Raw genomic sequence first — 23571 nt, forward strand, 5'->3', positions numbered from 1 at the left:
CACCGCCATGGTGGTGTGGGAGCGGCCCGAGCCGCCGGATCGGCCCGCGCTGGCCCCGCTGAGCCGGGAGCTGATCGTGCGGGCGGCGATCCGCCTCGCCGACGCGGACGGTCTGGACGCGGTGTCCCTGCGCAAGATCGCGACCGCGCTGGACGTCGGCCCGATGCGGCTGTACGGCTACATCGAGAGCAAGGAAGAGCTGCTCGACCTGATGGTCGACGCCGCCCACGCCGAGATCCGGCCCACCGGGGACGGCTGGCGGGAGGTACTGTGGTCGCTCGCCGACGCCATGCGCCGCGCGGTCCACCGGCACGAATGGCTCGCCGACCTCCTGGGCGGCAGGCCCCAGCTGGGGCCGCACGCGCTGGCCACCGCCGAGGCCGTGATGGCGGCGCTGGGCGACGTCGGGGTGGACTCCGCGATGCCGGTGGTCTCGGCGGTCAACGCGTACACGATCGGCGCGGTCCGCCGGGAGATCGCCGAACGCCGCGCCGAACGTGCCACCGGGATGGACGAGCAGCGGTGGCAGGCCACGCTCGGGCCCTATCTGACGCGGGCGTTCACCAGTGGTGATCTCCCCGCGCTGGCCACGGTCGTCCGCGACGCCGTCCACCTGGACGCCGACGAAACCTTCCGGATGGGCCTCGATTTCCTCCTGGACGGCATCGAAGCCCGCCTCTCAGGCTGACGCGCGTTCGAGGGCCGCCCTGGCCGCCGGCTCCCAGGTCGGCTTGCCCCCGGGACGACCGAGCCTGCCGTTGCGCCCGATGCCGATCAGGTGCAACGCGCGCAGGACCGCCCAGCCGCGGGCCCGCGCGACGGTGGCCTCGTCCGCGACCGCGTAGGCCTCGAAGAACCGGTTCGCCGTGCCCTCGGGCAGCAGGAGCCAGGCCGCCGAAAGGTCGGTCGCGGGATCGCCCGAGCACAGGTCACCGAAATCGATCACCCCGGCGAGTGTTCCGTCCCGCACGATCACGTTCGCGGCATGGAGGTCGCCGTGCAGCCAGATCGGTGCCCCGTCCCACGCGGGCGCCGCGAGGGCCTTCTCCCAGATCTCCCGCGCGGGTCCGGTGTTCGCGTCGCCCTCGATGAACTCCAGCCCTTGGTCGAAAGCGTCGCGCATTTCGGCGAGCGGGATGCCGCGCGTCGGGCTGACCGGGGCATCCGCGGGAGCCTCCTGATGCAGCGCCGCGAGAAAGCCCGCGAGTGCCTCGGCGGCATCCGGACGAGTGATCGGCGCGCGATCCGAAGGTTCGCCGTCGACCCAGCGCGTGATCGTCCAGGTGTGCTCGAACAGAGCCGAAGGCTCACCGATCCGCACCGGCACCGGAGTGAGCAGTGGCAAGCGCTCGGCCAGCACGGGAAGCCATTTCTGCTCGCCGCGCAACAACTCCGGCGCACGTTCGGTGCGCGGCAGGCGCACGGCCAGGTCCGGTCCGAGGCGCCACTGCTGGTTGTCCCAGCCGCCTTCGACGTCGCGGAGTTCGAGTTCCGCGAGATCCGGATGCTGTTCCCGCAGCAGAGCCCGCACCAGTTCCTGCTCGAACCTGAATTCGTCCATGATCGAGACTCCCATGTCAGCGCCGTGACCGTCCCGTGTCAGCGCGGCCCGCGAATGTGGTCGCCATGACCAAGACACTGAAGACCTTCCGCCGCATCGGTCTCACCGCGCTGGCCGCCGCACTGCTGGCGGGCGTGACCGCCCCCGCCGCCTCCGCCGGGCAGGATCGCCCGGAGCTGCAGAAGGCGGCCCAGGAATTCGTCGACGCGGGCTTCGGCGGGATGCAGCTGCGTGTCCGTGACGAGCGGGGCGAATGGACCGGCAGCGCCGGGGTGCGCGAACTGGGCGGCACCGCGAAGCCGCCGACGAACGGCCACTTCCGCCTCGGCAGCACGACGAAGAACTTCACCGCGACCCTGGTGCTGCAGTTCGTGGCCGAGGGCCGGATCGGCCTCGACACCCCGGTCGCCGGTCTCCTTCCCCGGCTCGGGCTGGACCCGCGGATCACCGTGCGGATGCTGCTGCAGCACACCAGCGGGCTGTTCAACCACACCGGCCAGTACAACCCGGACGGCACGGTCACGCCGGGGATCCCGTGGGCGGGCCAGGAATGGGTGGACAAGCGGTTCCACACCTACCAGCCGGAGGAACTGGTGCGGCTGGCCGTGTCCAAGCCCGCGGTCTTCGCGCCGGGGGCGGGCTGGAGCTACTCCAACACCAACTACGTGGTGGCCAGGCTGCTGGTCGAGAAGCTCAGCGGCCGTCCCTTCGCCGACGAGCTGGACCGGCGGATCCTGCGGCCGCTCAAGCTGCGTGACACCTTGTCGCCGGGAGCGTGGGCCGGGATGCCCAAGCCGTACGCCCACGCCTACTACCGCTACGAAAACGCCGGCCAGTGGAAGACGATCGACGTCACCCACCAGAACCCGACCTGGATCTCCAGCGCCGGCGACATGATCTCGACCACCAAGGATCTCCAGACGTACTTTTCCGCGCTGCAGAGCGGAAAGCTCCTGCCTGCCTGGCTGCTGGCCGAGATGCGCGTGACGCATCCGGGCAGCGAAAGCCTCTACGGCTTCTACGGTCTCGGGCAGTTCTCGCAGGACTTGGGCCCGGGCTGTGTCGGCGTCGTCCTCAACCACAACGGTGGCCTCAACGGCTACGGATCGCTGATGTACAGCACGCCGGACGGCAGCAAGACGCTGACCGCGTCGGTCACCGGCGGGGACGCCGCGAACGACCCGACGCAGGCGTTCCCGGCGGCGCTGAACAAGCTCGTCCGGACGGTGTTCTGCGGTAAGTGACCGGTCAGCGCGCCCGCTCGGCCAGCCGGGCCGCCAGCGCGCCGACCAGATCTCGGAGCTCGGCCGGCCGTTCGATGACGAACGGCCGGTCGAGCGCGGCGAGCAGCGGCGGGATCCAGTCCAGCCGCTGCGCCCGGATGCGGACACGCACCCGGGCGCCGTCGGTTTGGAGAGTGGCCACGGACGGCGGGAAAACGGCGCGGATCTCCTCGGGCGTCGCCTTGATCCACACGGAGACGTCGTGCCGGTACGGCGTCTCGGCCAGCGCGGTCAGCACCCGCTCGGCCGGATCGAAACCGTCCGGCGCCTCGAAAGTCCCGGCCCGCGTCTCGGCGGACTGGATCCGGTCGACGCGGAAGGTGCGCACCTCTCCGCTGGCCGAGTCGAAGCCCGTCAGATACCACCGTCCGGAGTGCGCCACGACGCCGTAGGGATGGACGACGCGTTCGCTCGCACCGCCGTGACCGGCGAGATACGCGAGCGCGACCGGACGCCGGTCCCGCGCCGCCTCCGCGACGGTGAGCAGGACTTCGGCCTCGGCCGACAGGGCTTTCCGGGCGGGGGCGGTGAAGTCGGCGGTCTCCAGCAGCGCGTCCAACCGGCGGCCCAGCGCTTCGGGAAGCACCCGCCGGACCTTCGCGACCGCGCTCTCGACGGCCGCGACCGACGTGGTGATCAGCCCCGCCCGCCGTCCCGCGACCAGGCCGAGCAGGACGGCCAGAGCCTCCTCGTCGGTGAGCATCAGCGGCGGCATCCGGTAGCCGGGGGCCAGCCGGTAACCGCCGTACCGGCCGCGCACCGAGCGCACCGGGATGTCCAGGTCGACGAGGTGTTCGGCGTAGCGGCGGACGGTGCGTTCGTCCACGTCGAGCCGGTCGGCGAGCTCGGCGACGGTGCGCGTCCCACCGCTCTGGAGGATCTCCAGCAGCGCGAGAACTCGGGCGATGGGCCTGGTCACAAGCCGGAGAATACCGGGCGGATTCTGCCCGGTATCGCTCCTAGCGTGGCCGGTGTCCCGCTTTCCGGCACCCGAAAGGATCCATCGTGCAGTTCGTTTCCGTCCGTGTGATCACCCATGACGTCGCCCGTCTCGCCGGTTTCTACGAGAAGGCGACCGGCCTCGACGCGCGATGGCGCTCCGAACAGTTCGCCGAACTCGTCGGCCCGTCGTGCACCTTGGCGATCGGCAGCGCCGAGACGATGCAGCTGTTCGGCGCGGGCGCCGCCGTGCCCGAATCGAACCGGACCTCGATCCTCGAATTCCGCGTCGAGGACGTCGACCGCGAGTACGAGCGGCTGGCGGATCTGGCCGAGATCGTGCAGGAGCCGACCACGATGCCGTGGGGGAACCGGTCGCTGCTGTTCCGCGACCCCGACGGCAACCTGGTCAACTACTTCACGCCGAGCGCCCCGTAGTTCCGGACGAACGCCGTCAGCAGCCGCGCGAATTCGCGACGGTCGTCGTCCGGCCAGTCCGCCATCGCCTCGGCGAACACCGAGCGGCGGAATTCGTGCATCCGCGTCACTTCGGCGCGACCGGTTTCGGTGAGCACGAGGACGGCGCGGCGGCCGTCGCGCTGATCGGCTTCGCGCCGGAGGAAACCACCCTCGACCGCGCGGGCGACCAGGCGGCTCGCCCGCGGCTGGTCGATGGTCAACGCCGCGGCGAGGCTGGTGACGGTGCCCGGTTCGCCGCTCTCCTCGGCTGCTTCGACGGCGTCCAGGAGCCCCTGTATCGCCTGGTCCGGCATCGTTTCGGCGCGGTCGCGGGCGAGTTTCGACAGCGATCGCCTCGCTTGGCTTCGCCGGATGGCGATCATCGCGCGTTCCACGTCGGCCACGGCGTCCGTCATTGCCCGTCCTCACCAAATGCATGTACTTTTACATGTAGTTGTCGCCTGCTTGAGGAGTATCCATGAAACCCATCGGATTCTGGTTCGCCCATCTTCACCAGGCTCTCGAATCTTCACTGGACCACCTCCTCGCCGCCGAATCGCTGACCCGCCGCCACTGGCAGGTCCTGAACACGGGAGCGTCACCCGAAGAGGCACTGAAGCCGTTCGGAGATCTCCGGGAGACCATCGCCGACCTGCGCCTTCGCGGCTGGATGGACGAGGACGGCCTGACCGAAGCAGGCCGGGCGGCCCACCTCCGACTGAAGACCAAGGTCGGCGAGTTCCGCTCACGCGTGACCGACGGCATCAGCGACGAGGAGTACCGGGCGACGGTCGGCGTACTGGAGCGCATGGCCGCGAACCTCGCCCGGGAATAAGGCGGAGGCGGGCGGCGTCGTCTATCCTGGTAGTTGAAAGTTCAAACACCTGGAGCTGACATGACGCCGGTGCTCTACCTCAGCCACGGCGCGCCGCCGCTCGCCGACGACGCCACCTGGACCCGCCAGCTCGCCGGCTGGTCGGCGGACCTCGAGAAGCCGAAGGCGATCCTCGTCGTCTCGGCGCACTGGGAAGAGGCCCCGCTGACCCTCGGCGCCACCACCACGGTGCCGCTGGTCTACGACTTCTGGGGCTTCCCGGACCGCTACTACCAGGTGGAATACGCCGCGCCCGGCGCTCCCGCGCTGGCGGACAAGGTGCGCAAACTCCTGCGCTCGTCCCAGACGCCGGTCCACGACGCGCCCGACCGCGGTCTCGACCACGGCGCGTACGTCCCGCTCGTGGAGATGTACCCGGACGCCGACATCCCCGTGCTGCAGGTGTCGATGCCGTCGCTGGACCCGCGTGAGCTGTTCGACCTCGGCCGGAAGCTCGCGCCGCTGCGCGACGAAGGCGTGCTGATCATCGGCAGCGGCTTCTTCACCCACAACCTGAGCGCGATGCGCGAGACCGACGGCACCGACGGGACGCCGCCGTCGTGGTCGAGCGAATTCGACCACTGGGGTGCGGAAACCCTGCGCGAAGGCGACCTCGACGCGTTGCTGGACTTCCAGCACAAGGCCCCCGCCGCGGCCATCGCGCACCCCAGGATCGAGCACTTCGCCCCGCTGTTCGTGTCGCTCGGCGCGAGCTCGTCGGAGGGCAAGGGCGAGACCGTGATCGACGGCTACTGGCACGGCCTCGCCAAGCGTTCCCTCCAGTTCGGCTAGCGGGACCGCAGGACGCCGGCGCCCGCCACCAAACCGAGCGCCAGCAGCGTGACCACCGCGAAGGAGATCGTCAACGACGTCAGGTCGGCGATCCCGCCGATGAGCGACGGCGCGACGAGACCCGACGAATAGGTGATGGTCGCGACGCCCGCGATCGACTGGCTCGGCGTCGGCCCGCTGCGTCCGGCCGCCGCGAAGGCGAGCGGTACGACGACGGAGACGCCGAGCCCGATCAGGGCGAAACCGGCCATCGCCATCACCGGATGGACGGCGAAGACGACCAGCAACCCACCGGCGGTCGCGAACACTCCGCCCGCGCGGACGGTCTTGACCGAGCCGAAGCGCCGCACCAGCGCGTCGCCCGAGAGCCGCGCGACCGCCATCGTGCAAGTGAAGGCGGTGGTCGACGCGGCCGCGATGCCCGGCGAAGTGCCGAGGACGTCACGCAGGTAGACGGCGGACCAGTCGAGGCTCGCCCCCTCCGCGAAGACGGCGCAGAACGCGACGGCACCGATGATCACGGCCGACTTCGGCGGCAACGCGAACCTCGGCGGAGGGTGCTCGTCGGGCGCGCTCCGCACGTCGAAAACGCCCTGACAGAGGAGTGCGCCGGCGACGGTGAGCACCGCCGACGCGATCACGAAGTGGATCCGGGCGTCCAATCCGGCGTGCGCGGCGAGTGTGCCCGCGGCCGAGCCGACGAGCGCGCCCGTGGTCCACATGCCGTGCAGCCCCGACATGACCGACTTGCCCATCTTCTCCTCGACGTCGACGCCGAGGGCGTTCATCAGCACGTCCGAGGTGCCGGCCGCGGTGCCCATGACGAACAGCGCTAGGCACAGGGTGAAGAGGTTTCCCGCCAGGGACGGGAGGATCAGCGCCAGCGTCCAGTACGCGAGCAGCAGCCGGAGCCCCAGCCTGCCGCCGAGCCGGTGCCCGATCCGCGCGGCGAGCGGCATGGTGAGCGAGGCACCGATCGCGGGGAAGGCGAGCGCGAGGCCGAGCTGACCCGCGCTGATCCCCGCGTGTTCCTGGATCCACGGGATCCGGGTGGCGAAACTGCCGGTCACCGCGCCGTGCACGGCGAAGACGGCGGCGATGGCGACCCGCGCCTGCCGCACCCGCCGCGTCGGCCCGCCGACGGTTTCCACTGTGTTGGTCACTGGGCCCCCAAGGTCCATGAGACGACTCGACGGCCGTCAGCGTAAACTATCAGGAAGGGAACCTGATAATTAATTCTGGGAGGATCTGCCGGTGAGTGTCATCCGGACGCCGTCCGCCTCCCCGAGCACGGCGCGTGCCATCAACGACCGCCTCGCCCTCGACCTGCTCCACCGCGAGGGTTCGCTGACGGCCGCCCAGCTCAAGACGTTGACCGGGCTTTCCCGGCCGACGGTGGCGGACCTCGTCGAGCGTCTGCAGGACGCGGGCCTGATCGAAATCGTCGGCGAGGCGGGCGCGGACCGCCGCGGCCCGAACGCGAAGCTGTACGGCATCGTCGCCGAACGCGCGTACCTCGCGGGGCTCGACGTCCGCACCCACGGCCTCGCCGTTTCGGTCGCGGACCTGCTGGGCCGGACCCGCGCGGAGGCGTCGCTGCCGTTCGACCTGGACGTCGACACCGACGAGGCCGTCGAGCGGGCGATCGCCCTGCTGAAGACCACGACCGCCGAGGCGGGCGCGACCGCGCTGCACACGATCGCCGTCGGCGCCCCCGGTCTGGTCGACCCGGCGACCGGCGGGCTGCGGCACGCGGGGGGATTGCCCGCGTGGCACGGGAAACTCGTCGACGAACTCCGGCGGCGGCTGGCTGTCCCGGTGTTGCTGGAGAACGAGGTCAACCTCGCGGCCGCCGCCGAACAGCGGCTCGGCGCCGCCCGCGACCGGGACACGTTCGTCCTGCTGTGGCTGGGCTTCGGGGTCGGCGCGGCCGTCGTCCTCGACGGTTCGCTGCGGCGGGGCGCGTCGGGCGGCGCGGGGGAGATCGGGTTCCTGCCGATGCTGGGGCCAGGGCGGCTCCCGACCTCGACCGACTGCGACGGCGGTTTCCACACGCTGGCGGGCAGCGCCGCGCTGTGCGAACTGGCCCGCGAGCACGGCATCCCGGCGTCGTCGGCCGACGACGCCGCCGCGGCCGAAGCGGCCATCGGGTACGCGATCGACTCGAACGCCGAGGACTTCCTGGAGATCGTCGCGGAGCGGATCGCGATCGGCGCCGCCGCGGTCACCGCGGTGCTCGACCCGGGCTGTCTCGTCCTCGGCGGGGAGATCGGGCGGGCAGGCGGCGACGCGCTGGCGGCACGGGTGAGCCGACGGCTCTCGGAGATCTCGCCGCTGCGGACCGAGGTGCGGCCGGGGACCGTCGGCGGCGGCGCGGTGCTGGAGGGCGCGGTGCTGACCGCGATGGGCGCCGCGCAGGACGCGCTCTTCACCCCGAGGGGCTGAAACGGCGATCTCGCGTGATCAGACGGACGACACGCGTGATTGGAGAGCGAACACGCGTGATCGGGGGCGGAACACAAAGCGGGCCCGGGAGTGTCTCCCGGGCCCGCTTCGGTTCATTCAGTGGCGCTAGCCGACTGGCAGGTTCACATGGTGTGGAACTTCTTGCCGGTCAGGGTGCCGATGAAGCGCTGGAACATGCTCAGCGGCGACGAGTCGACGCCCGCCAGAGCCGGGACCTGCGCGGTCGGCATCGCCGGGGTGCTGTTCACCGCGGGCAGGGTGCCCGTGGTGGGCAGCTGCACCGGCAGCGCGCCCGCGGTCGGCAGGGCGCCGGCCGTGGGGAGCTGCACCGGCAGGTTGCCGGCGGTGGGCAGGGTGCCCGCGGTCGGGAGCTGCACCGGCAGGTTGCCCGCGGCGGGCAGCCCGTTGCTCAGCGCCGGGAGGGTCGGCAGCTGCGCGACCTTGGGGGCGTCCGCACGAGCGGCGTCACCGGGCAGACCCGGGGTCTTCGGCAGGGCCGGGACACCGGGCAGGGCCGGGGTGCCGGGCAGCTCGGGCAGGTCCGACTTCGGCAGCTGCGTCGGGATGGCACCCAGCTGCTTCAGCGCGGTCAGGCCGGCCACCTGCACCGGGAGGGTCGCCACCTGGGGACCGTCGGCGCGGGCGCCACCGATCTCCGGGGTGGTCGGCAGGGCGCCGGCACCGTTCAGCGACGGCACCGAACCGAACGGCAGCGCGGGCAGCGCGTCGATCGGCATCTCCGAACCGACCGAGTCGGTGAAGGCGCGGGTGTACTCCTCCTCGTTGATCACGGTGGAGTCGGTCGAGTTCTCGTCCGCGATCGCCAGGATCGGGATTTCGAGCTCGTTCAGCGGGATCACGAAGACCAGCGGGTGGTGGAAGTTGAAGCCCGAGAGGGCCTCTCCGCTGCCGTCGGTGATGCTGTCGCCACCGGCCTGGCCGGTGATCATGCTGTCGGCTTCCGTCTCCGCGACGCCACCGGCGGCGGCGATCGCGTCGCCGAACACCTCGGGGTCGACCGCGGCCGGGATGTCGAGGATGTTGCCCGAGAGCGATCCGTCGAGACCGGAGGTCTCCACGTCCCCGCCCGAAAGGGCGTCGACGGTGTTGGCGCCGTTGGCGTCGGCCAGACCGGCGGCCGCGACCGCGTCGTGGGTGACCGGCACGATCGGCAGCGCCTGCGCGCCGATGATGTTGCCCGAAACCGCGCCCGCGTCACCGTTGGTGGTGGCGTCGCCGCCCGCCTCCGAAAGGACGTCGCTGACGCTCTCGCCCTCGGCGATGCCCGCACCGGCGATGCCGTGCCCGGTCACCGGGACAGCGCCACCGATCGGCGTCTGGACGATGTTGCCCGCCAGGGCGCCTTCTTCACCGTTCGCGGTGGCGTCGCCGCCCGCGTTCGAGTCGGTGAGGTTCGTGCCCTTGCCCGACGCGATCCCGCCGAGCACCGCGGCGAAGTTGTGCGCCTGGACCGGCAGGGAGACCGGGCCGTAGACCAGGTTGCCCGAGCCCGCGCCACCGTCACCGGTCGCGTGGACGTCGCCACCCGCGTTGGAGGTGGTGTCGCCGTCGGCGCCGCCGTGGCCCTGGCCGATGAACGCGCCACCGATCCCGAACGCCTGCACCGGCAGCGAAACCGGCACGGTGCCCAGGTTGGAGCTGAGGAAGCCGTTGTCGTCGGCGGTGTTCCCGCCGCCGCCACCGGAGACGACCTTGGTCTCTTCGGCCGAGGCGGTGCTCTGACCGATGAACGAGCCACCGACGCCGAAGACCTCGGCCGGAACGGCGGCCGGGACCTGGACGATGTTGCCCGAGCCGGACGAGTCGTTGCCCGTGGTGCCGTCGTACGCACCCGCGGTCACGGTCTTCGTCTCGGACGCCTCGGCGGTCGCCTGTCCGATGTGCGAGCCGGCGACGCCGAACACCTCGGGGGCCAGCGCGGCCTGGGTGTTGACGACGTTGCCCGCCAGGGTGGAGTCGTCACCCGTGGTGTGGGTGCCGTTGCCGGCGTTCGCGTCGACGGTGTTCTCGCACGAAGCGACGTTGGCGCTGCCGATGTAGGTGCCCGCGATGCAGGTCACCTCGACGGGAGCGGCCACGGCCGGGTCGACGATGTTGCCGCCACCGGCGGAGCCTTCGCCCTCGCTGCTGACGAACCCACCGGCGTCGACGGTGCTGGACTGGCTGGTCCCGCCTTCCGTGCCGGTGTTCGCGAGGCCGATCCAGCTGGCGGCCACGCCGCCGACGTTCGCGACGTCCGCGGTCTGCGGCACGATCGCGTTACCCGCGACGGCCGAGTCCTCGCCGGAGGTCTGCACGTAGCTGGGGACGTTGCTCCAGCCGGGCGTGGTGTCACCGGCGGTGGCGTCCGCCGACGAGCTGCTGTTGGAGTTCGCGAGCGAACCCCACGCGGCGGCCGCGTTGTCGTTCACCTTCACCGGGAGGGCGATCGGCACCGCGCCGACGTTGCCGCCGAGGGCGGAGTCGTCACCGTCGGTCTCGACCCAGCCGCCGGAGGTGGCTTCGGTCTCGGCCTCGTAGCCGGAGCTGTTGGCGTTGCCGATGATCCAGGAGGCGGCGTTGCCGGTGACCTGGACCGGGGTGGCGAACTGGCCGGCCAGCACGTTGCCGGACAGGGCGGAGCCCTCGCCGTCGGTGGTGATGTTGCCGGTCTCGGTGGTGCTCTGGCTGGCGGAGCCGCCGACCACGCGGCCGGTGCCGCCGGCGAGCCCGCCGCCGTTGCCGGCGATCTGCACGGGCAGCGCCCAGTCGAGGGACACGACGTTCCCGGCGAGGCTGGAGTCCTCACCGGTGGTCTCGATGTCCTGGTTGTGCGCCCAGGTCTGGTCGTGCGTGCCACCCTCGACCTCGGCGTCGCCGATCACGCCGATGGCGTTGTCGACGATCTGGATCGGGACGACGACGTCACCGACGACCTTGTTGCCCTTGAGGATGTCGTCCGTGGTGGTGAACCCACCGCCGGTCGGGCCGCCGGTGATCTGGCGGGCCGAGTCCTTCGCGGCCAGCGGCGCCGGGACCGCGGCGTTCTTGCCGGAAAGGCTGGGGAGCCCTCCACCGATACCGTCGGTGCTGCCGCCGGGCGACGAAGCCGAGTCCAGCGCGTCCGAGACGGGCTTGGTGACGGCCTTCGTGCTGATCTCGCCCTTGTAGCCGGGGAGGTCGGCCTGGCCGAGAGGCGTGCCGACGGCGTTGTTGTCGATCTCGACCGGAACGGTGACGTTCGCGTCGAGCGGGGAGGCCGGGGTGTCGGGGTTGACCTGTTCGTCAGCCGAAGCGATGCCGGTACCCAGCATCAACAGCCCACCCGTGACCAACGCGGTCTGGAGTCCGCGCTTTGCCCAGGATTGCATGGGGTTGTTCTCCTTCATTTCGGGTTCCCTTTCGGGTCTGAGGAGGTGCCTTCGAAGCGGCACCAGAGGGGGGTGGAACTGGCTGCGGGCGCACAAAAGCGCACCGCCGTTTCGCGGGGATCAGGAGCGGACGCGAAGCCAAGCCCGGAATCGGGAGGCGTGAGGCGCGTCGGCTACCCCGCGGAGGGAGGTGTTCAGTCGGGAGTGACGCCGGGCTGCGAGCCCGGTGTGAGCGGCATGTACCGCGTGCCTGCCAGCGCGTAGCCGGTCAGGGAACGCTCGACGGCGGCGGCGACCCAGGCGGGAACGCCGTGGGTCAGGCCGTCGAGGTGACCACCGGGGGCGGAGCCGCCGGGGACAGTCGGGAAGGAAGGCGCGGCGGGAAGCGGCGCCGGGGTGATCGGACGCGGGAAGTCACCACGGTGACCGTCACGCGCCGGAGCGTCCTCGACCTGATCGAAGGCATCGTGCGACTGCGCGAACGCCGGCATCGGGAGGACGGTCTCGGAGGAAGCGGGGAACTGCGTCGTCGCCAGCTGCGCGAAGTCGGTGACCTGCTCGCCGGCGCCGATGGTGTCCAGCGGGGAGCCGGGGTTCACCGGGGATTCGCCGACCGGGAGTTCCGGGACGAGGTCGCCGTGCTTGTTCGGGTCCAGGAGATCCCAGACGTCGCGGCCGAAGTCGGGCGACGGGGCGAAGGTCTCGTCCAGCACCTGACGGGTGTCCTGCGGCTTGCGCACGATGTGCTCGACGGCGCCGAGGGTCCGCTTGACCGGGGTGACCACCGAAGTGTCCGCGAAGTCGGTGACCGCGTCGCTGACGCGGGTGGAGACCTCGTGCTGGTCGGCACGGAGGTCGCCGCAGTGGCGCTTCGCGGGAGCGGATCCGTTCTCACCCGGCATCGACCACGTGGTGGCGTCCTGGTGGCCTTCGCCGCACATCGCTCCGGCGACATCGCCGGCGAACTTCGAGGCGCCACCGGACACGTCGGTCAATCCCGCCGCGGTGGCGTCGGTGACCGGGGTGACGCTGGTGTCCGGAGCGGAGACCACCGGGGCGATGTCCGCGGAAGCGGAAGCGCCGGAAACGGCCCACGCCGCGGCGGAACCGGCGACGGCACCACCGAGCACGAACAGCGCACGCGAAGCGAGACGGCCGAAGCGCACAGCGCCACGCCTCTCGTTCTTCGCCGCGTTCGTCACTCGGTCTCCTGTCGCTTCGATTCGTCGTTGCGGGACCGAGGTAAGCAAAGTGCGGAAGGCTTGCGCGAGTTTGAAAGGCCTTGATGGCACGATCGTGTGAAGAACACTCGGTGTAACCCGAAATCACGATCGGTGATCAAGGCTGGCGGAGCCCGGTTACTCCGGAGTCCATCCACCGACGATGTGTCAAGCGTCGCATCGGGCGAATTCGCCGCTCGCGCGTTGCCCGGAATGTTCAAGAAACGTCGCCTCGGACCGATACGGTGTCCGCGTGAGCGAGCCCCAGCGCAAGCAGCCGGAATTCGACCCGGCGAACCCGTTCCTTTCGGAATCCACCGAGGACGTCACCAACCTCGTGCCCCGCGGCCTGCGGATCGGCGCGGCGTTGTCGTGGCGGTTCATCGTGGTGATCGCCGCGCTCTACGTGATCGTGTTCCTGATCGGCTATCTGTCGGTGGTCGTGATCCCGTTGTCGATCGCGCTGCTGCTCGCCGCGCTGCTCGCGCCGGCGGTCTCCAAGCTGACGGCGCTGAGATTCCCGCGCGGGCTGGCGGCCGGGATAGTGCTGATCGCGGGTCTCGCGGTGCTCGGCGGGCTGCTGACGTTCGTCGTCGCGCAGTTCTCCTCCGGCCTGCCGGAACTGCAGAAGCAGTTGACGGAGAGCCTCAACCAGATCAAGGTCTGGCTCATCGACGGGCCGCTGCACCTGCGCCAGGAGCAGATCCAGGAGTTCATCAACCAGGCGATCAGCTTCCTGCAGAACAACCAGGCCTCGATCACCACCACCGCGCTCACCACCGCGGGCACGGTCGGCGAGATCGTCACCGGGTTCATCCTGACGCTGTTCATCCTCATCTTCTTCCTCTCCGGCGGCGACCAGATCTGGACGTTCCTCGTGCGCGGCGTGCCGGGCCGCGTCCGGAACCGGGTCGACGTCGCGGGGCGGCGCGGCTTCGCGTCCCTGGTCAGCTACGTGCGCGCGACGGCGGCGGTGGCCGTGGTCGACGCGGTCGGTATCGGCATCGGCCTGGCGATCGTCGGCGTGCCGCTGGTGATCCCGCTGGCGACGCTGGTGTTCCTCGGCGCCTTCATCCCGATCATCGGCGCGGTGATCGCGGGCGCGGTCGCGGTGCTGATCGCGCTGGTGACGAAGGGCGTCGTCGGCGCGCTGATCGTGCTGGCCATCGTCATCGGCGTCATGCAGCTGGAGAGCCACGTGCTGCAGCCGATCCTGCTCGGGCGCGCGGTGAAGCTGCACCCGCTCGCCGTGGTGCTCGCGATCACCGCCGGTCTCGTCGCCGCCGGGATCGCCGGCGCGCTGCTGTCGGTGCCGCTGCTCGCGGTGCTCAACGCCGGTATCCGGTCGCTGCTGCACGAACACGATCCCGATCCGGCCGAGATCGACGTCCTGCGGGATCAGGCGGCGCAGCCGAACGATCCCGGGGAAGAGTCCGAAGCCAAGTCATGACCGAGCCCCCGCTCTGGCGCGCCGTTTCGGCGCTCGGCACGCGGGACCCGGCCACTCCGCTGTGGCGCGGGGTGATCGTGCTTCGCGTGACGACGCTGCTCTTCGCGCTCGGCTCGTTCATCGTCCATTACGACGGCTACGCGAATAAGTGGCTCGCATGGACGTCGTTCGGCGTGATGACGCTGTGGACGGTGCTGAGCAGCGTGTTCTACGCGCGGCCGTCGAGCCGCTGGCCGTGGCTGGTCGGCGTCGATCTCGCGCTGACCGTCGTCCTCATGTTCACGTCGATGTGGATCCTGACCACCGCGCAGTTCGACGCCAACACCCCGCTCATCACCACGGTGTGGGCGGCGGTCCCGCCCGCGGCCGCCGGGACGCGGTTCGGTGCGCTCGGCGGGGTGCTCGCCGGGCTGGTGGTCTCGGTGGTCACCGGGCTGGTGCGCTGGCGGTTCGACGTCGACGTCGCGCGGGACGGCTTCCTGCTGACCGCGAGCGGCTTCGTCATCGGGCTCGCCGCGACCATGGCGCGCCGGTCGGCGGACGCGCTGACCAGGGCGTTGCGCATGGAGGCCGCGACGGCCGAACGGGAGCGGCTCGCCCGCTCGATCCACGACAGCGTCCTCCAGGTGCTCGCGCGCGTGCGCAAACGCGGCGCCGAATTCGGCGGGGAGGCCGCCGAGCTGGCGAAACTGGCCGGTGAGCAGGAGATCGCGCTGCGGGCGCTGGTCACCACCGAGCCGACGCATCCGAGCGAGAACGGGACCACCGACCTCCGGTCCGCGCTGCAGCTGCTCGCGACGCCGTCCGTGCAGGTCTCGACGCCCGCGGGCGAGGTCCAGCTGCCCGAACACGTCACCACGGAGCTGGTGGCCGTGGCACGCGAGGCGCTGTCGAACGTCGAGAAGCACGCGGGCGAAGAGGCTCACGCCTGGGTGCTGCTTGAGGATCTCGGCACCGAGGTCGTGGTCAGCGTCCGCGACGACGGGCCGGGAATCGCGCCCGGTGTCCTGGAACGCGCGGCGGCCGAGGGACATCTAGGTATCGCGGAGTCCATCAAGGGGCGGGTGCGGGATCTGGGCGGGAGCGTCGCCCTGGACACCGCGCCCGGCCAGGGCACGGAATGGGAAGTCAAGGTTCCAGTGGCGGCGAGGGGGAAGCGATGACCGAAACGCCTCAGGTCTCGGTGATGGTGGTCGACGACCATCCGATGTGGCGGGACGGCGTCGCGCGCGACCTGGCCGAGCACGGCTTCGACGTGAAGGCCACCGCGCCGGACGCGCCCGCCGCGGTGCGGATCGCGCGCACGGTCCGGCCGGACGTCGTGCTGATGGACCTCAACCTCGGCGAGACGTCGGGGGTCGACGCCACCCGCGAGATCACCGCGGAGCTGCCGTCGACGAAGGTGCTCGTGCTGTCCGCGAGCGGCGAGCACAGCGACGTCCTCGAGGCGGTCAAGGCCGGGGCGTCGGGCTACCTGGTGAAATCGGCCTCGGCGAGCGAACTGGTGGACGCGGTCAAGCGGACCGCGGCGGGCGACCCGGTGTTCACCGCCGGGCTCGCCGGACTCGTCCTCGGCGAGTACCGCCGCATGGCGGACGCGCCGGACGACGGGCCCGCGCCGCCGCGGCTGACCGAACGCGAGACCGACGTCCTGCGTCTGGTCGCGAAGGGGATGACGGCGCGGCAGATCGCCGAGAAACTCGTGCTCTCGCATCGGACGGTGGAGAACCACGTCCAGTCGACGTTGCGCAAACTCCAGCTGCACAACCGCGTCGAACTGGCCAGGTACGCCATCGAGCACGGGTTGGACGAGGAATAGCTCAGCCCTGCCCGATCGTCACCACCGAACGATTCCGCTCGGCGGGCAACGCGGTCTTGACGACCGTCCACTGTGGCCGGTCGAGCCGCCAGCTCGCGACGACGTCCGTGGCGAGCACCAGGCTGTCGTCCTCGGTCCATTCGACCGCGACCCGCTTGAGTTCGGTGGCGATCGGGTTCGAGGGCGCGTGTGTCCAGGTCAGCGTGTCGAGGGCGAGCACCCAGACGTCGGCGGTCTGCGTGGCCGTCCCGGCCCAGGCCGGGTCACCGAACAGCACGGCGACCTTGTAGCCGTCGCGGCTCGGCACCGCGGCGCCCGGCGTCCCGTTGGCCACCGGCCGCTTGACCGGCGTGCGCTGGTTGTTCCGCAGGTCGAGCACGGAGAACTCGGTCAGCTCGGCCAGCAGCATCCGGTCCTTGGTGATCGCGAGGACGCGGGGGAACTGGCGCACGGCGCGGCCGGTGGCGGGGTCGATCAGCACGTCCTCGGCGGTGGCCGTCCCGGTGTTGACCGTGATCAGCAGGCCCTGCGGCACCTCCTGGCGCACCGCCATCGTGCAGCTCGCCGGACGGCCGCGCCCGCGCTCGACGCCGAGCAGGGAGACGTATTGGAGGCGGCACAGGTCGTTGCCGTCGTCGCGGATCAGCCAGACGCCGCTCTCGTCGGCGGCGGGGGCGACACTGCGGGCCCTGCCGAGCTTCCACGGCTGGTTCTTGGGGTCGCCGTAGACGAGCACCTCGGACGGCTCCAGGCAAGACGGCCCGCAGCGGCCCGCCGACAGCACGACCGGGAACTTGCCGACGCGGATGACGTCGTTGACCCGGTCACCGCCCGGAGCACCGGGCAGCGGCGTGGTGGCGCCGGTGGCGGGATCGAGCATCGACGGCGGTGAGGTCGCCATGACGAGCCGGAAACCGCTGTAGTCCACCGGTACGCCTTCGAGTTTCGACGGCGGCGGCGAGGTCGGCTCCGGGACGGCTTCCGGCGGATTTGCTTCGACAGTGCATCCGGCCAGCAGCAGGACGGCCGCCAGCAGGGCGGCACAGGGGAGAAATGCGGGTCTGTTCAGGGTATTTCCCCGATCTCGCGCGTGAGAATCGGTTCTACCATTCCTGGCATGGGCGAGGAAGAGCAGCCGGCGACCGAAACCAAGCCGTTGACCGGACGGGACATCCGGGTCTCCGACGCGGAACGCGAGCACGTCGTCGAGGTCCTGCAGAAGGCGATCGGCCTCGGGATGCTGAACCTCGACGAGTTCACCGAACGGACCGACCGCGCCCTCGCCTCGAAGACCCGCGGTGAGCTGAACGCGGTGCTCACGGATCTGCCCGGACTGGTGCATCCCGAAGCCGGAATGGTGCCCCGGCGGCAGCAGAACCCGTGGGCGCCGCCGCCTCAGCAGCCCGCCTACGCCTCGACGTCCGGTGTCATGGAGCTCAACGGCAAGTACTCGGCGTTGCAGCGCAACGGGAACTGGCTCGTCCCCGAGTCGATGGTGATCCGGAACAAGTACGGCGCCACGAAACTGGACTTCTCCCAGGCCGAGATCCGGTACCCCGTGGTGCACATCGAACTGCAGGCCAAATGGGGGCCGGTGGAGATCACCATCCCCGAGGACGGCGCCGTCGACACGAACTCGATCACCGACATCAAGTTCGGCAACCTCGACGACCGGACCCGCTCGAACGGCCGCCCCGGCACGCCCCGGTTCGTCATCACCGGGCGCGTGCACGGGGGGTCGCTGATCATCAAGTACCCGCGGCGGGGGTTCTTCGGCTAGATGTGGCGCAGGTGCCGGACCACGAAGAACGCGACCGCGGCCAGCACCAGCGCGGCCAGCGCGGACACCGCGTGCATCCCGCTGGCGAACGCGTCGTGCGCCGGAACGGCGTCGGCGAGCCGTGACCGGGTGACCGCGTTGCCCAGCGTCCCGACGGTCGCGATACCCAGCGCGTAGCCGAATTCGTTGCCGGTCTGCGAAAGCGAGGCCGCCGAACCGGCCTTCTCCGGCGGCACGGAGCCGACGACCAGATCCGTGCCCAGGGTGATCAGCGGTCCACCGCACAGGCAGGTGATGGCGAAGGCGATCGCCGGGACCACCGGGCCTGTTCCGGGCTCGACCTGTGTCAGCAGCAGGAACCCCGCGATGGCGCCGGCCAGCCCGGTGGCGATCAAGGTCGCGGGGCGGATACGACGGGCGAGGATCGGTGCGGCCAGGAAGCTGACGGTCGAGGCGAGCATGCCCGGCAGCAGCGCCAGCGCGGCGCCGACCGGGGAAAGCTCCAACACGATCTGGAAGAACTGCGCGACGAAGAGCATGGTCGTCCCGCCCAGCATGGAGAACGCGCACATCCCGCCCAGCGCCGTCGTGAACGCACGGCCGCGGAACAACGTCAGGTCGATCAGCGGGTCCTGGAGGGTCCGCTGGCGCCGCACGAACACCACGCCGAAGCCGAGACCGATCAGGAGCGAGGCCACCGGGACCACGTGCACACCCTCGCGGGCCAGTTCCTTGATGCCGTAGACCGCGGGCAGGATCGTGACCAGTGACAGCGCGACGCTCGCGAGGTCGAGGCGGCCGGCGTTCTCGTTGCGGTACTCGGGCAGGAGCTTCGGGCCGACGACGAGCAGCAGGACCATCGCGGGGACGCCGAGCAGGAACACCGAACCCCACCAGAAGTGCTCCAGCAGCACGCCGCCGACCATCGGCCCGACGATCGCGCCGACGGTGAAGCAGCCTGCCCAGATGCCGATCGCGAGCGAACGCTGACGGCTGTCGGAGAACAGGTTGCTGATCAGGGCGAGCGTCGACGGCGCCAGCGTCGCACCGGCGATCCCGAGGATCGCGCGGGCGGCGATGAGCATCAGCGCGCTGGTCGAGAACGCGGCCAGCACGGAGGCCAGCCCGAACGCCGTGGCGCCGACGAGCAGCAGTTTCCGGCGGCCGATGCGGTCGCCGAGGGTGCCCATGGTGACCATGAACCCGGCGATCATGAAGCCGTAGACGTCCATGATCCACAGCTGCTGGGTGCTGTCGGCGCCGAGGCTCTGGCTGAGCTTCGGCAGCGCGAGGATCAGCACGAACACGTCGAGGGAGACCAGGAAGGTGGGCAGGGCCAGTACGGCCAGCCCGACCCATTCCCGGCGTCCTGCCCGCGTCGGGGTCATGGTGGTCGTCATGGTCCGGTCCTTTCGTCGCTTCGGTGTCTTTCACCTAGGCGTCGAAGTGGTGGACCGGATTTCGACATGCCCCCGGATCCGATTTCGGGAGCGGGGGACCTTTGCTACCGCTTGGCGGCGGCCTGCCTCGCGGACACCGGGTCCGACGTGGCGAGGACCGCGTCGGCCAGTGCCTCGCATTCGGCCAGCGTCGTGGCCGCCAGGCTCGCGCCGACCGCGCGCACGGCGGGCGCGTTCATCGAGAGGCTGGTCAGGCCGAGCCCGGCCAGCACCAGCGCAAGCCTCGGATCGGCGGCGGCCTCACCGCAGACGCCGGCGGGCTTGCCGGTGTCCTTCGCGGCCTGGCCGATGACCTTGAGCAGGCGCAGCAGGCCGGGCTGCCACGGGTCGTTGAGCTTGGCGACCGCGCCGAGCTGGCGATCCGCGGCGAAGGTGTACTGCGCGAGGTCGTTGGTGCCGACGGAGACGAAGTCGACCGCGTCGAGGATCTCGCGGGCGGTCAGCGCGGCGGCCGGGATCTCGATCATCACGCCCGCACGGGCGATTCCGGCGGCGCGGACGCGCTCGGCGAACCAGGCGGCCTCGGCGGCGGTGGCGACCATCGGGGCCATCACCGAAACCTCGGCGCCGGAGTCCTGCGCGGCACCCGCGATGGCCTCGAGCTGGCGGTCGAGGATCTCGGGACGGTCGAAAGCGACGCGAAGGCCGCGTACGCCGAGCGCCGGGTTGGGCTCGTCCTCAGGCTCCAGGAACGCGAGGGGTTTGTCCGCGCCCGCGTCGAGGGTGCGCACGATGACCGGCTTGCCGCGGAACGGCGTGAGCACGGCGGTGTAGGCCTTGCGCTGCTCTTCGACGCTCGGCTCGGAAGAGGCGTCGAGGTAGCAGAACTCGGTGCGGAAAAGGCCCACGCCTTCCGCGCCCGCCTCGGCGGCGGCCTGGGCGTCGGTGGCGGAACCGACGTTGCCGAGCACCTTCACCCGGTGTCCGTCGGAGGTCGCGCCGGTGCCGTCCCACTCGATCGCGCCGGACTTGACGGCCGTGACGACCTCGGCGTCCGGGTCCGCGACCTCGACGACGCCGGTGTCACCGTCCACCGCAAGCGCTTGCGCGTCGAGCGCGAGGAGCCCGCGGACCGCGACGACGGCGGGAATGCCGAGCGCGCGGGCGAGGATCGCGGTGTGGCTGGTGGGGCCGCCCTCTTCGGTGACGAGCGCGAGCACTTTGTCCGGGTCGAGACCGGCGGTGTCGGCGGGCGCGAGATCGCGGGCGACGAGCACGCTCGGCGAGGCGAGGTCGGGAACGCCGGGAGGCGCGATGCCGAGCAGTTCGGCGATGAGCCTGTCGCGCACGTCGAGGACGTCGCGAGCCCGCTCGGCCATGTAGCCGCCGGCGGCGGCGAGCGCGTCGGCGAACTTCCCCGCCGCCTGGTGCACCGCGCGCGGCGCGGGCAGATGCTGGTCCTTGACCAGCTGCTCCGCCGAGGAGACGAGCGCCGGATCGGCCGCCATCGCCGCGGTGGTGATGAGGATCGTCGCGGCCTCACCGGTCGCCGTCTCGGCGAGCTTCTCGAGCCTGCCGGCCACGATCTGCGCGGCCGGGGCGATCCGGGCGGCCTCGGCGGCGGGATCGGCCGGTGCCGGCGTGCTCGCGGGTTCACCGAGCGGTTCGGCGACCCGGACGACAGGACCGCTCGCGCGGCCGGGACTGACAGCGACCCCGGACAGTGACTCAGACGGCATGGTCTAGACCATATCTCATAGGCGGCGTGAGCTGGCTCATAGCCATCAGCAGAACACAGAAGAGGACATCATTCCAGTTCGGACGCCGTCGGATACGAGGGCTGCGCACCCTGGCGGGTCACGGTGATCGCCGCCACCTTCACCGCCTTGCGTGCCGCGTCGACCAATTCCTCGCCCTTCGCGAGCGACGTGGCGAGCGCCCCCGCGAAAGCGTCACCGGCGCCCGTCGTGTCGACGGCCTCGACCTTCGGCGACGGCACCTCCGTCACCCCGTCGGCCGTCACCACAGCCGCCCCCTTCGCGCCGAGCGTCACGACCGCGGCCTTCGGACCGAGATCGAGCAGCTTGGGGAAATCCGCCTCGCCACCGAGCAGGAACGCGGCCTCGTGCTCGTTGACCAGAAGGACGTCCAGCCCCTGCAGCGTCTTCGCGGAAAGCTCGGCGGCGGGCGACAGATTCAGCAGCGTCTTCACGTGGTGATCGACGGCTTTCGCGACGGCATGCTCGACGGTTTCGAGCGGGATCTCCAGCGACAGCACCACGATCTCGGCGCCGTCGAGGTCGACGTCCTCGGGCCGCAAGGCGGAATTGGCGCCGGGTGAGACGAGGATCGAATTCTCACCGTCCGGCGTGACCGTGATGTACGCGATCCCCGTCGGGCGCTCACTCGTGCGCAGCGAGCCGGTGTCCACCCCGGACTCGGCGAGCGACCGCTTGAGCAACTCGCCGTACGGGTCGTCGCCGACCGCGCCGAGCAACGCGACGTCCGCCCCGAGCCTGGCCGCGGCGACCGCGGTGTTGGCGCCCTTGCCACCCGGCGACAAGATCGTGTCGCCACCGAGTACGGTTTCGCCACCACCGGGTCGCCGATCGACCGGGACGACGAGATCGGCATTGGCGGACCCGATGACCAGCACCTGAGAAGTCATGGAAGAGACGATGCCATGACCAGCAGTTGTCCGGGCATGACCCTTCTCCAGACGAAGATGTGAAGAACTTTGTAACTTTCTCGGCGCGTAGTGCGACAATCAGGCGAGCAGCGGAACGCCGTCACTCTTTCGGGGGATAACCTTCCCCCGGGCGTCACTTCGGCGATCACGCCCGCTCTTGAGATGCGTTGCCGCTTCCAAGCGGTGACGTTGCCCCGATCCCGGCTTCCGTCGGGAAGAGGGCATCGGGTCGCCGGCGTCGATCACGTAGCCCCCCGAGTGATCGGCGCCGGCGGCGCCCCGGTTCAACCGGGTGCCGCACTCAGGACGCGACTGTGTTCTGCGGGATTCCGCGATACTCGCCCAGCTTGTCAGGCCGGATCATGGTCATCGCCGCCCGGATCTCGGCGAACGCGGCGTCGCTGAACGCTTCAGGAATCCGGTAGCCGTTCACGACCGGCGGAAGCGAGCGACCGGCGAGGTTCGCCCCGATTTCCCATAGTCCCTTCAGCGTCCGATGACGCTTCGCGAAATCATCGTCGAGTGGGAAGAAGTCGATCATCCGCAAGACGTGTTTGCCATCGGTGACGGTGGTCAGCCGAAGCTCGCGGAGCTCGTCCCAGCCCAACTCGAAGGTCGCCTTGTCGCGGCGGAACCAGCGAATTCCTTCGACCGACACAGTGAACGTGGTGCACCAGGTCGCCTTTTTCCATCGCGCGGGGGTGCAGAACCAAAGCCATCCGGGAGAGAGGAGCCCGATCGCCGCGATCGTCAGGGTCGCTTCGCGGAGCTCCGTTCCGCGGCCCGCGGTGAAACCCACGATCCCGGAGATGACGGCGACAACGAGGAGCACCCCACAAATGCGCCAGAACTTCGCCGACGACCAGTCGTTGGGCGTGACCGTCCTCGACGCCGTCGCGGGTAGGCCGGCAGGAGCCGCCACGCCACCCCTCGGACGAACTGACGAGAGAGAAAGCGAACTGGTCACGGGCGTTTCGGTGTCAGGTTTGCGGAAACGCTTGTTCCGTCGCCAGTAGGCGAACAGGCCCAACCCCACGAACCCACCGATGCCAGGTGCGATGCTCCACCACGGAACGTCGCTTTTGAAGTCCCGGGCGTAGTACCTGCCGACCTCTTTGACGCGGAGGGGTTTACCTATGTCGGCCGGAGTCACTTCGTCCGGATACGAGCGCGCCGTCACGACTTCTTGCCTGGAACCCGACGAATAGGGGCGAACCTCGAGGTCGCAAACCCAGTAGTAGCCGACCCCGGCGATGCTCAGCGGTCCTATCTCCTCGCAAGACTTCGCCGTCGCCATGTCGACGACCTTGCTCGTTCCCTCCTCGCCGTGGGACACCATCCCGCGGCCGAGCAGGGTCCAGCAGACCAGCGCATAGAGGAATACGCCGATTGCGGCGCCCGCCACCTTCCAAGGGGATCTACGCGTGACTGTGGGAACCGCTTCGTACCCGGTCATCAGAAGACCGTT

Annotated in this window: 21 protein-coding genes; 10 read left to right on the forward strand and 11 right to left on the reverse strand. The window is 70.5% G+C overall.

Translation table 11 applies throughout. The annotated features are described in order from the left end of the window. Positions 1-7 precede the first annotated feature (7 nt). Positions 8-688: a TetR/AcrR family transcriptional regulator gene (locus AJAP_RS41405; RefSeq protein WP_038521946.1), complete on the forward strand. Its 681-nt coding sequence runs from the start codon at positions 8-10 to the stop codon at positions 686-688. On the opposite strand, the gene AJAP_RS41410 is transcribed toward AJAP_RS41405, so the two are convergent. Beyond that, positions 680-1561 carry an aminoglycoside phosphotransferase family protein gene (locus tag AJAP_RS41410; protein WP_038524873.1) on the reverse strand — a complete coding sequence of 294 codons (882 nt, stop codon included), beginning with the start codon at positions 1559-1561 and terminating at the stop codon, positions 680-682. The genes AJAP_RS41405 and AJAP_RS41410 overlap by 9 nt on opposite strands. A 65-nt stretch (positions 1562-1626) precedes the next feature. Between AJAP_RS41410 and AJAP_RS41415 the strand changes: the two genes are divergently transcribed. Beyond that, positions 1627-2805, forward strand: a complete 1179-nt coding sequence (locus AJAP_RS41415; RefSeq protein WP_038521949.1) for a serine hydrolase domain-containing protein — start codon at positions 1627-1629, stop codon at positions 2803-2805. A gap of 4 nt (positions 2806-2809) precedes the next feature. Here the strand turns inward: AJAP_RS41415 and AJAP_RS41420 are convergent, their stop codons facing one another. Next, complete coding sequence (locus tag AJAP_RS41420; protein ID WP_084098537.1) at positions 2810-3763, reverse strand: helix-turn-helix transcriptional regulator; 954 nt, start codon at positions 3761-3763, stop codon at positions 2810-2812. Positions 3764-3849: 86 nt separating this feature from the next. Here AJAP_RS41420 and AJAP_RS41425 point away from each other — a divergent pair, with 86 nt between their 5' ends. After that, positions 3850-4221 (forward strand): VOC family protein, encoded by a 372-nt coding sequence (locus tag AJAP_RS41425; protein ID WP_038521952.1) that lies wholly within the window; start codon positions 3850-3852, stop codon positions 4219-4221. Here the strand turns inward: AJAP_RS41425 and AJAP_RS41430 are convergent. Beyond that, a complete protein-coding gene (locus AJAP_RS41430) occupies positions 4197-4658 on the reverse strand; it encodes a MarR family winged helix-turn-helix transcriptional regulator (protein WP_038521955.1) in 462 nt (153 codons plus the stop codon). The genes AJAP_RS41425 and AJAP_RS41430 overlap by 25 nt on opposite strands. A gap of 62 nt (positions 4659-4720) precedes the next feature. On the opposite strand from AJAP_RS41430, the gene AJAP_RS41435 reads away from it, so the two are divergent. Both AJAP_RS41435 and AJAP_RS41440 read left to right on the forward strand, forming a co-directional pair. After that, a complete protein-coding gene (locus tag AJAP_RS41435) occupies positions 4721-5077 on the forward strand; it encodes a hypothetical protein (RefSeq protein WP_038521957.1) in 357 nt (118 codons plus the stop codon). 60 nt (positions 5078-5137) lie between these two features. Next, positions 5138-5908, forward strand: a complete 771-nt coding sequence (locus AJAP_RS41440; RefSeq protein ID WP_038521960.1) for a dioxygenase family protein — start codon at positions 5138-5140, stop codon at positions 5906-5908. On the opposite strand, the gene AJAP_RS41445 is transcribed toward AJAP_RS41440, so the two are convergent. After that, entirely contained in the window at positions 5905-7071 is a 1167-nt protein-coding gene (locus AJAP_RS41445; RefSeq protein ID WP_037334098.1) for an MFS transporter, read from the reverse strand. The genes AJAP_RS41440 and AJAP_RS41445 overlap by 4 nt on opposite strands. A gap of 91 nt (positions 7072-7162) precedes the next feature. On the opposite strand from AJAP_RS41445, the gene AJAP_RS41450 reads away from it, so the two are divergent. Next, the gene (locus tag AJAP_RS41450) at positions 7163-8353 is read left to right on the forward strand and encodes an ROK family transcriptional regulator (RefSeq protein ID WP_038521963.1); all 1191 of its coding nucleotides are present in this window, start codon (positions 7163-7165) and stop codon (positions 8351-8353) included. 143 nt (positions 8354-8496) lie between these two features. On the opposite strand, the gene AJAP_RS41455 is transcribed toward AJAP_RS41450, so the two are convergent. Both AJAP_RS41455 and AJAP_RS41460 read right to left on the reverse strand, forming a co-directional pair. Further along, complete coding sequence (locus tag AJAP_RS41455) at positions 8497-11745, reverse strand: beta strand repeat-containing protein (protein WP_084098777.1); 3249 nt, start codon at positions 11743-11745, stop codon at positions 8497-8499. Positions 11746-11939: 194 nt separating this feature from the next. Further along, positions 11940-12947 (reverse strand): hypothetical protein, encoded by a 1008-nt coding sequence (locus AJAP_RS41460; RefSeq protein WP_038521965.1) that lies wholly within the window; start codon positions 12945-12947, stop codon positions 11940-11942. A 271-nt stretch (positions 12948-13218) separates the two neighbouring features. On the opposite strand from AJAP_RS41460, the gene AJAP_RS41465 reads away from it, so the two are divergent. From AJAP_RS41465 to AJAP_RS41475, 3 genes are read left to right on the forward strand one after another with little or no spacing between them, the layout of a single operon-like run. After that, on the forward strand, positions 13219-14415 hold the full coding sequence (locus AJAP_RS41465; protein WP_038521967.1) for an AI-2E family transporter: 1197 nt from the start codon (positions 13219-13221) through the stop codon (positions 14413-14415). Continuing rightward, positions 14412-15578 (forward strand): MacS family sensor histidine kinase, encoded by a 1167-nt coding sequence (gene macS, locus AJAP_RS41470; protein ID WP_038521969.1) that lies wholly within the window; start codon positions 14412-14414, stop codon positions 15576-15578. Before AJAP_RS41465 ends, macS begins: the two co-directional genes overlap by 4 nt. Further along, complete coding sequence (locus AJAP_RS41475) at positions 15575-16234, forward strand: response regulator (RefSeq protein ID WP_038521971.1); 660 nt, start codon at positions 15575-15577, stop codon at positions 16232-16234. Before macS ends, AJAP_RS41475 begins: the two co-directional genes overlap by 4 nt. 1 nt (position 16235) lies before the next feature. On the opposite strand, the gene AJAP_RS41480 is transcribed toward AJAP_RS41475, so the two are convergent. Continuing rightward, positions 16236-17162: a hypothetical protein gene (locus tag AJAP_RS41480; protein WP_228694821.1), complete on the reverse strand. Its 927-nt coding sequence runs from the start codon at positions 17160-17162 to the stop codon at positions 16236-16238. Positions 17163-17351: 189 nt separating this feature from the next. Here AJAP_RS41480 and AJAP_RS41485 point away from each other — a divergent pair, with 189 nt between their 5' ends. Then, positions 17352-18014, forward strand: a complete 663-nt coding sequence (locus tag AJAP_RS41485; protein WP_038524885.1) for a DUF1707 SHOCT-like domain-containing protein — start codon at positions 17352-17354, stop codon at positions 18012-18014. On the opposite strand, the gene AJAP_RS41490 is transcribed toward AJAP_RS41485, so the two are convergent. The 4 genes from AJAP_RS41490 to AJAP_RS41505 form a co-directional block, all read right to left on the reverse strand. Further along, on the reverse strand, positions 18011-19414 hold the full coding sequence (locus tag AJAP_RS41490) for an MFS transporter (RefSeq protein ID WP_038521974.1): 1404 nt from the start codon (positions 19412-19414) through the stop codon (positions 18011-18013). The genes AJAP_RS41485 and AJAP_RS41490 overlap by 4 nt on opposite strands. A 104-nt stretch (positions 19415-19518) precedes the next feature. Continuing rightward, positions 19519-21153 (reverse strand): phosphoenolpyruvate--protein phosphotransferase, encoded by a 1635-nt coding sequence (gene ptsP, locus AJAP_RS41495; protein ID WP_038521977.1) that lies wholly within the window; start codon positions 21151-21153, stop codon positions 19519-19521. Between the two features lie 68 nt (positions 21154-21221). Further along, a complete protein-coding gene (locus AJAP_RS41500) occupies positions 21222-22082 on the reverse strand; it encodes a ribokinase (RefSeq protein ID WP_038521980.1) in 861 nt (286 codons plus the stop codon). Positions 22083-22404: 322 nt separating this feature from the next. Next, complete coding sequence (locus AJAP_RS41505) at positions 22405-23559, reverse strand: DUF6346 domain-containing protein (RefSeq protein ID WP_148311650.1); 1155 nt, start codon at positions 23557-23559, stop codon at positions 22405-22407. Positions 23560-23571: the final 12 nt, after the last annotated feature.

Source organism: Amycolatopsis japonica (assembly GCF_000732925.1).
GTDB classification, from domain to species: domain Bacteria; phylum Actinomycetota; class Actinomycetes; order Mycobacteriales; family Pseudonocardiaceae; genus Amycolatopsis; species Amycolatopsis japonica.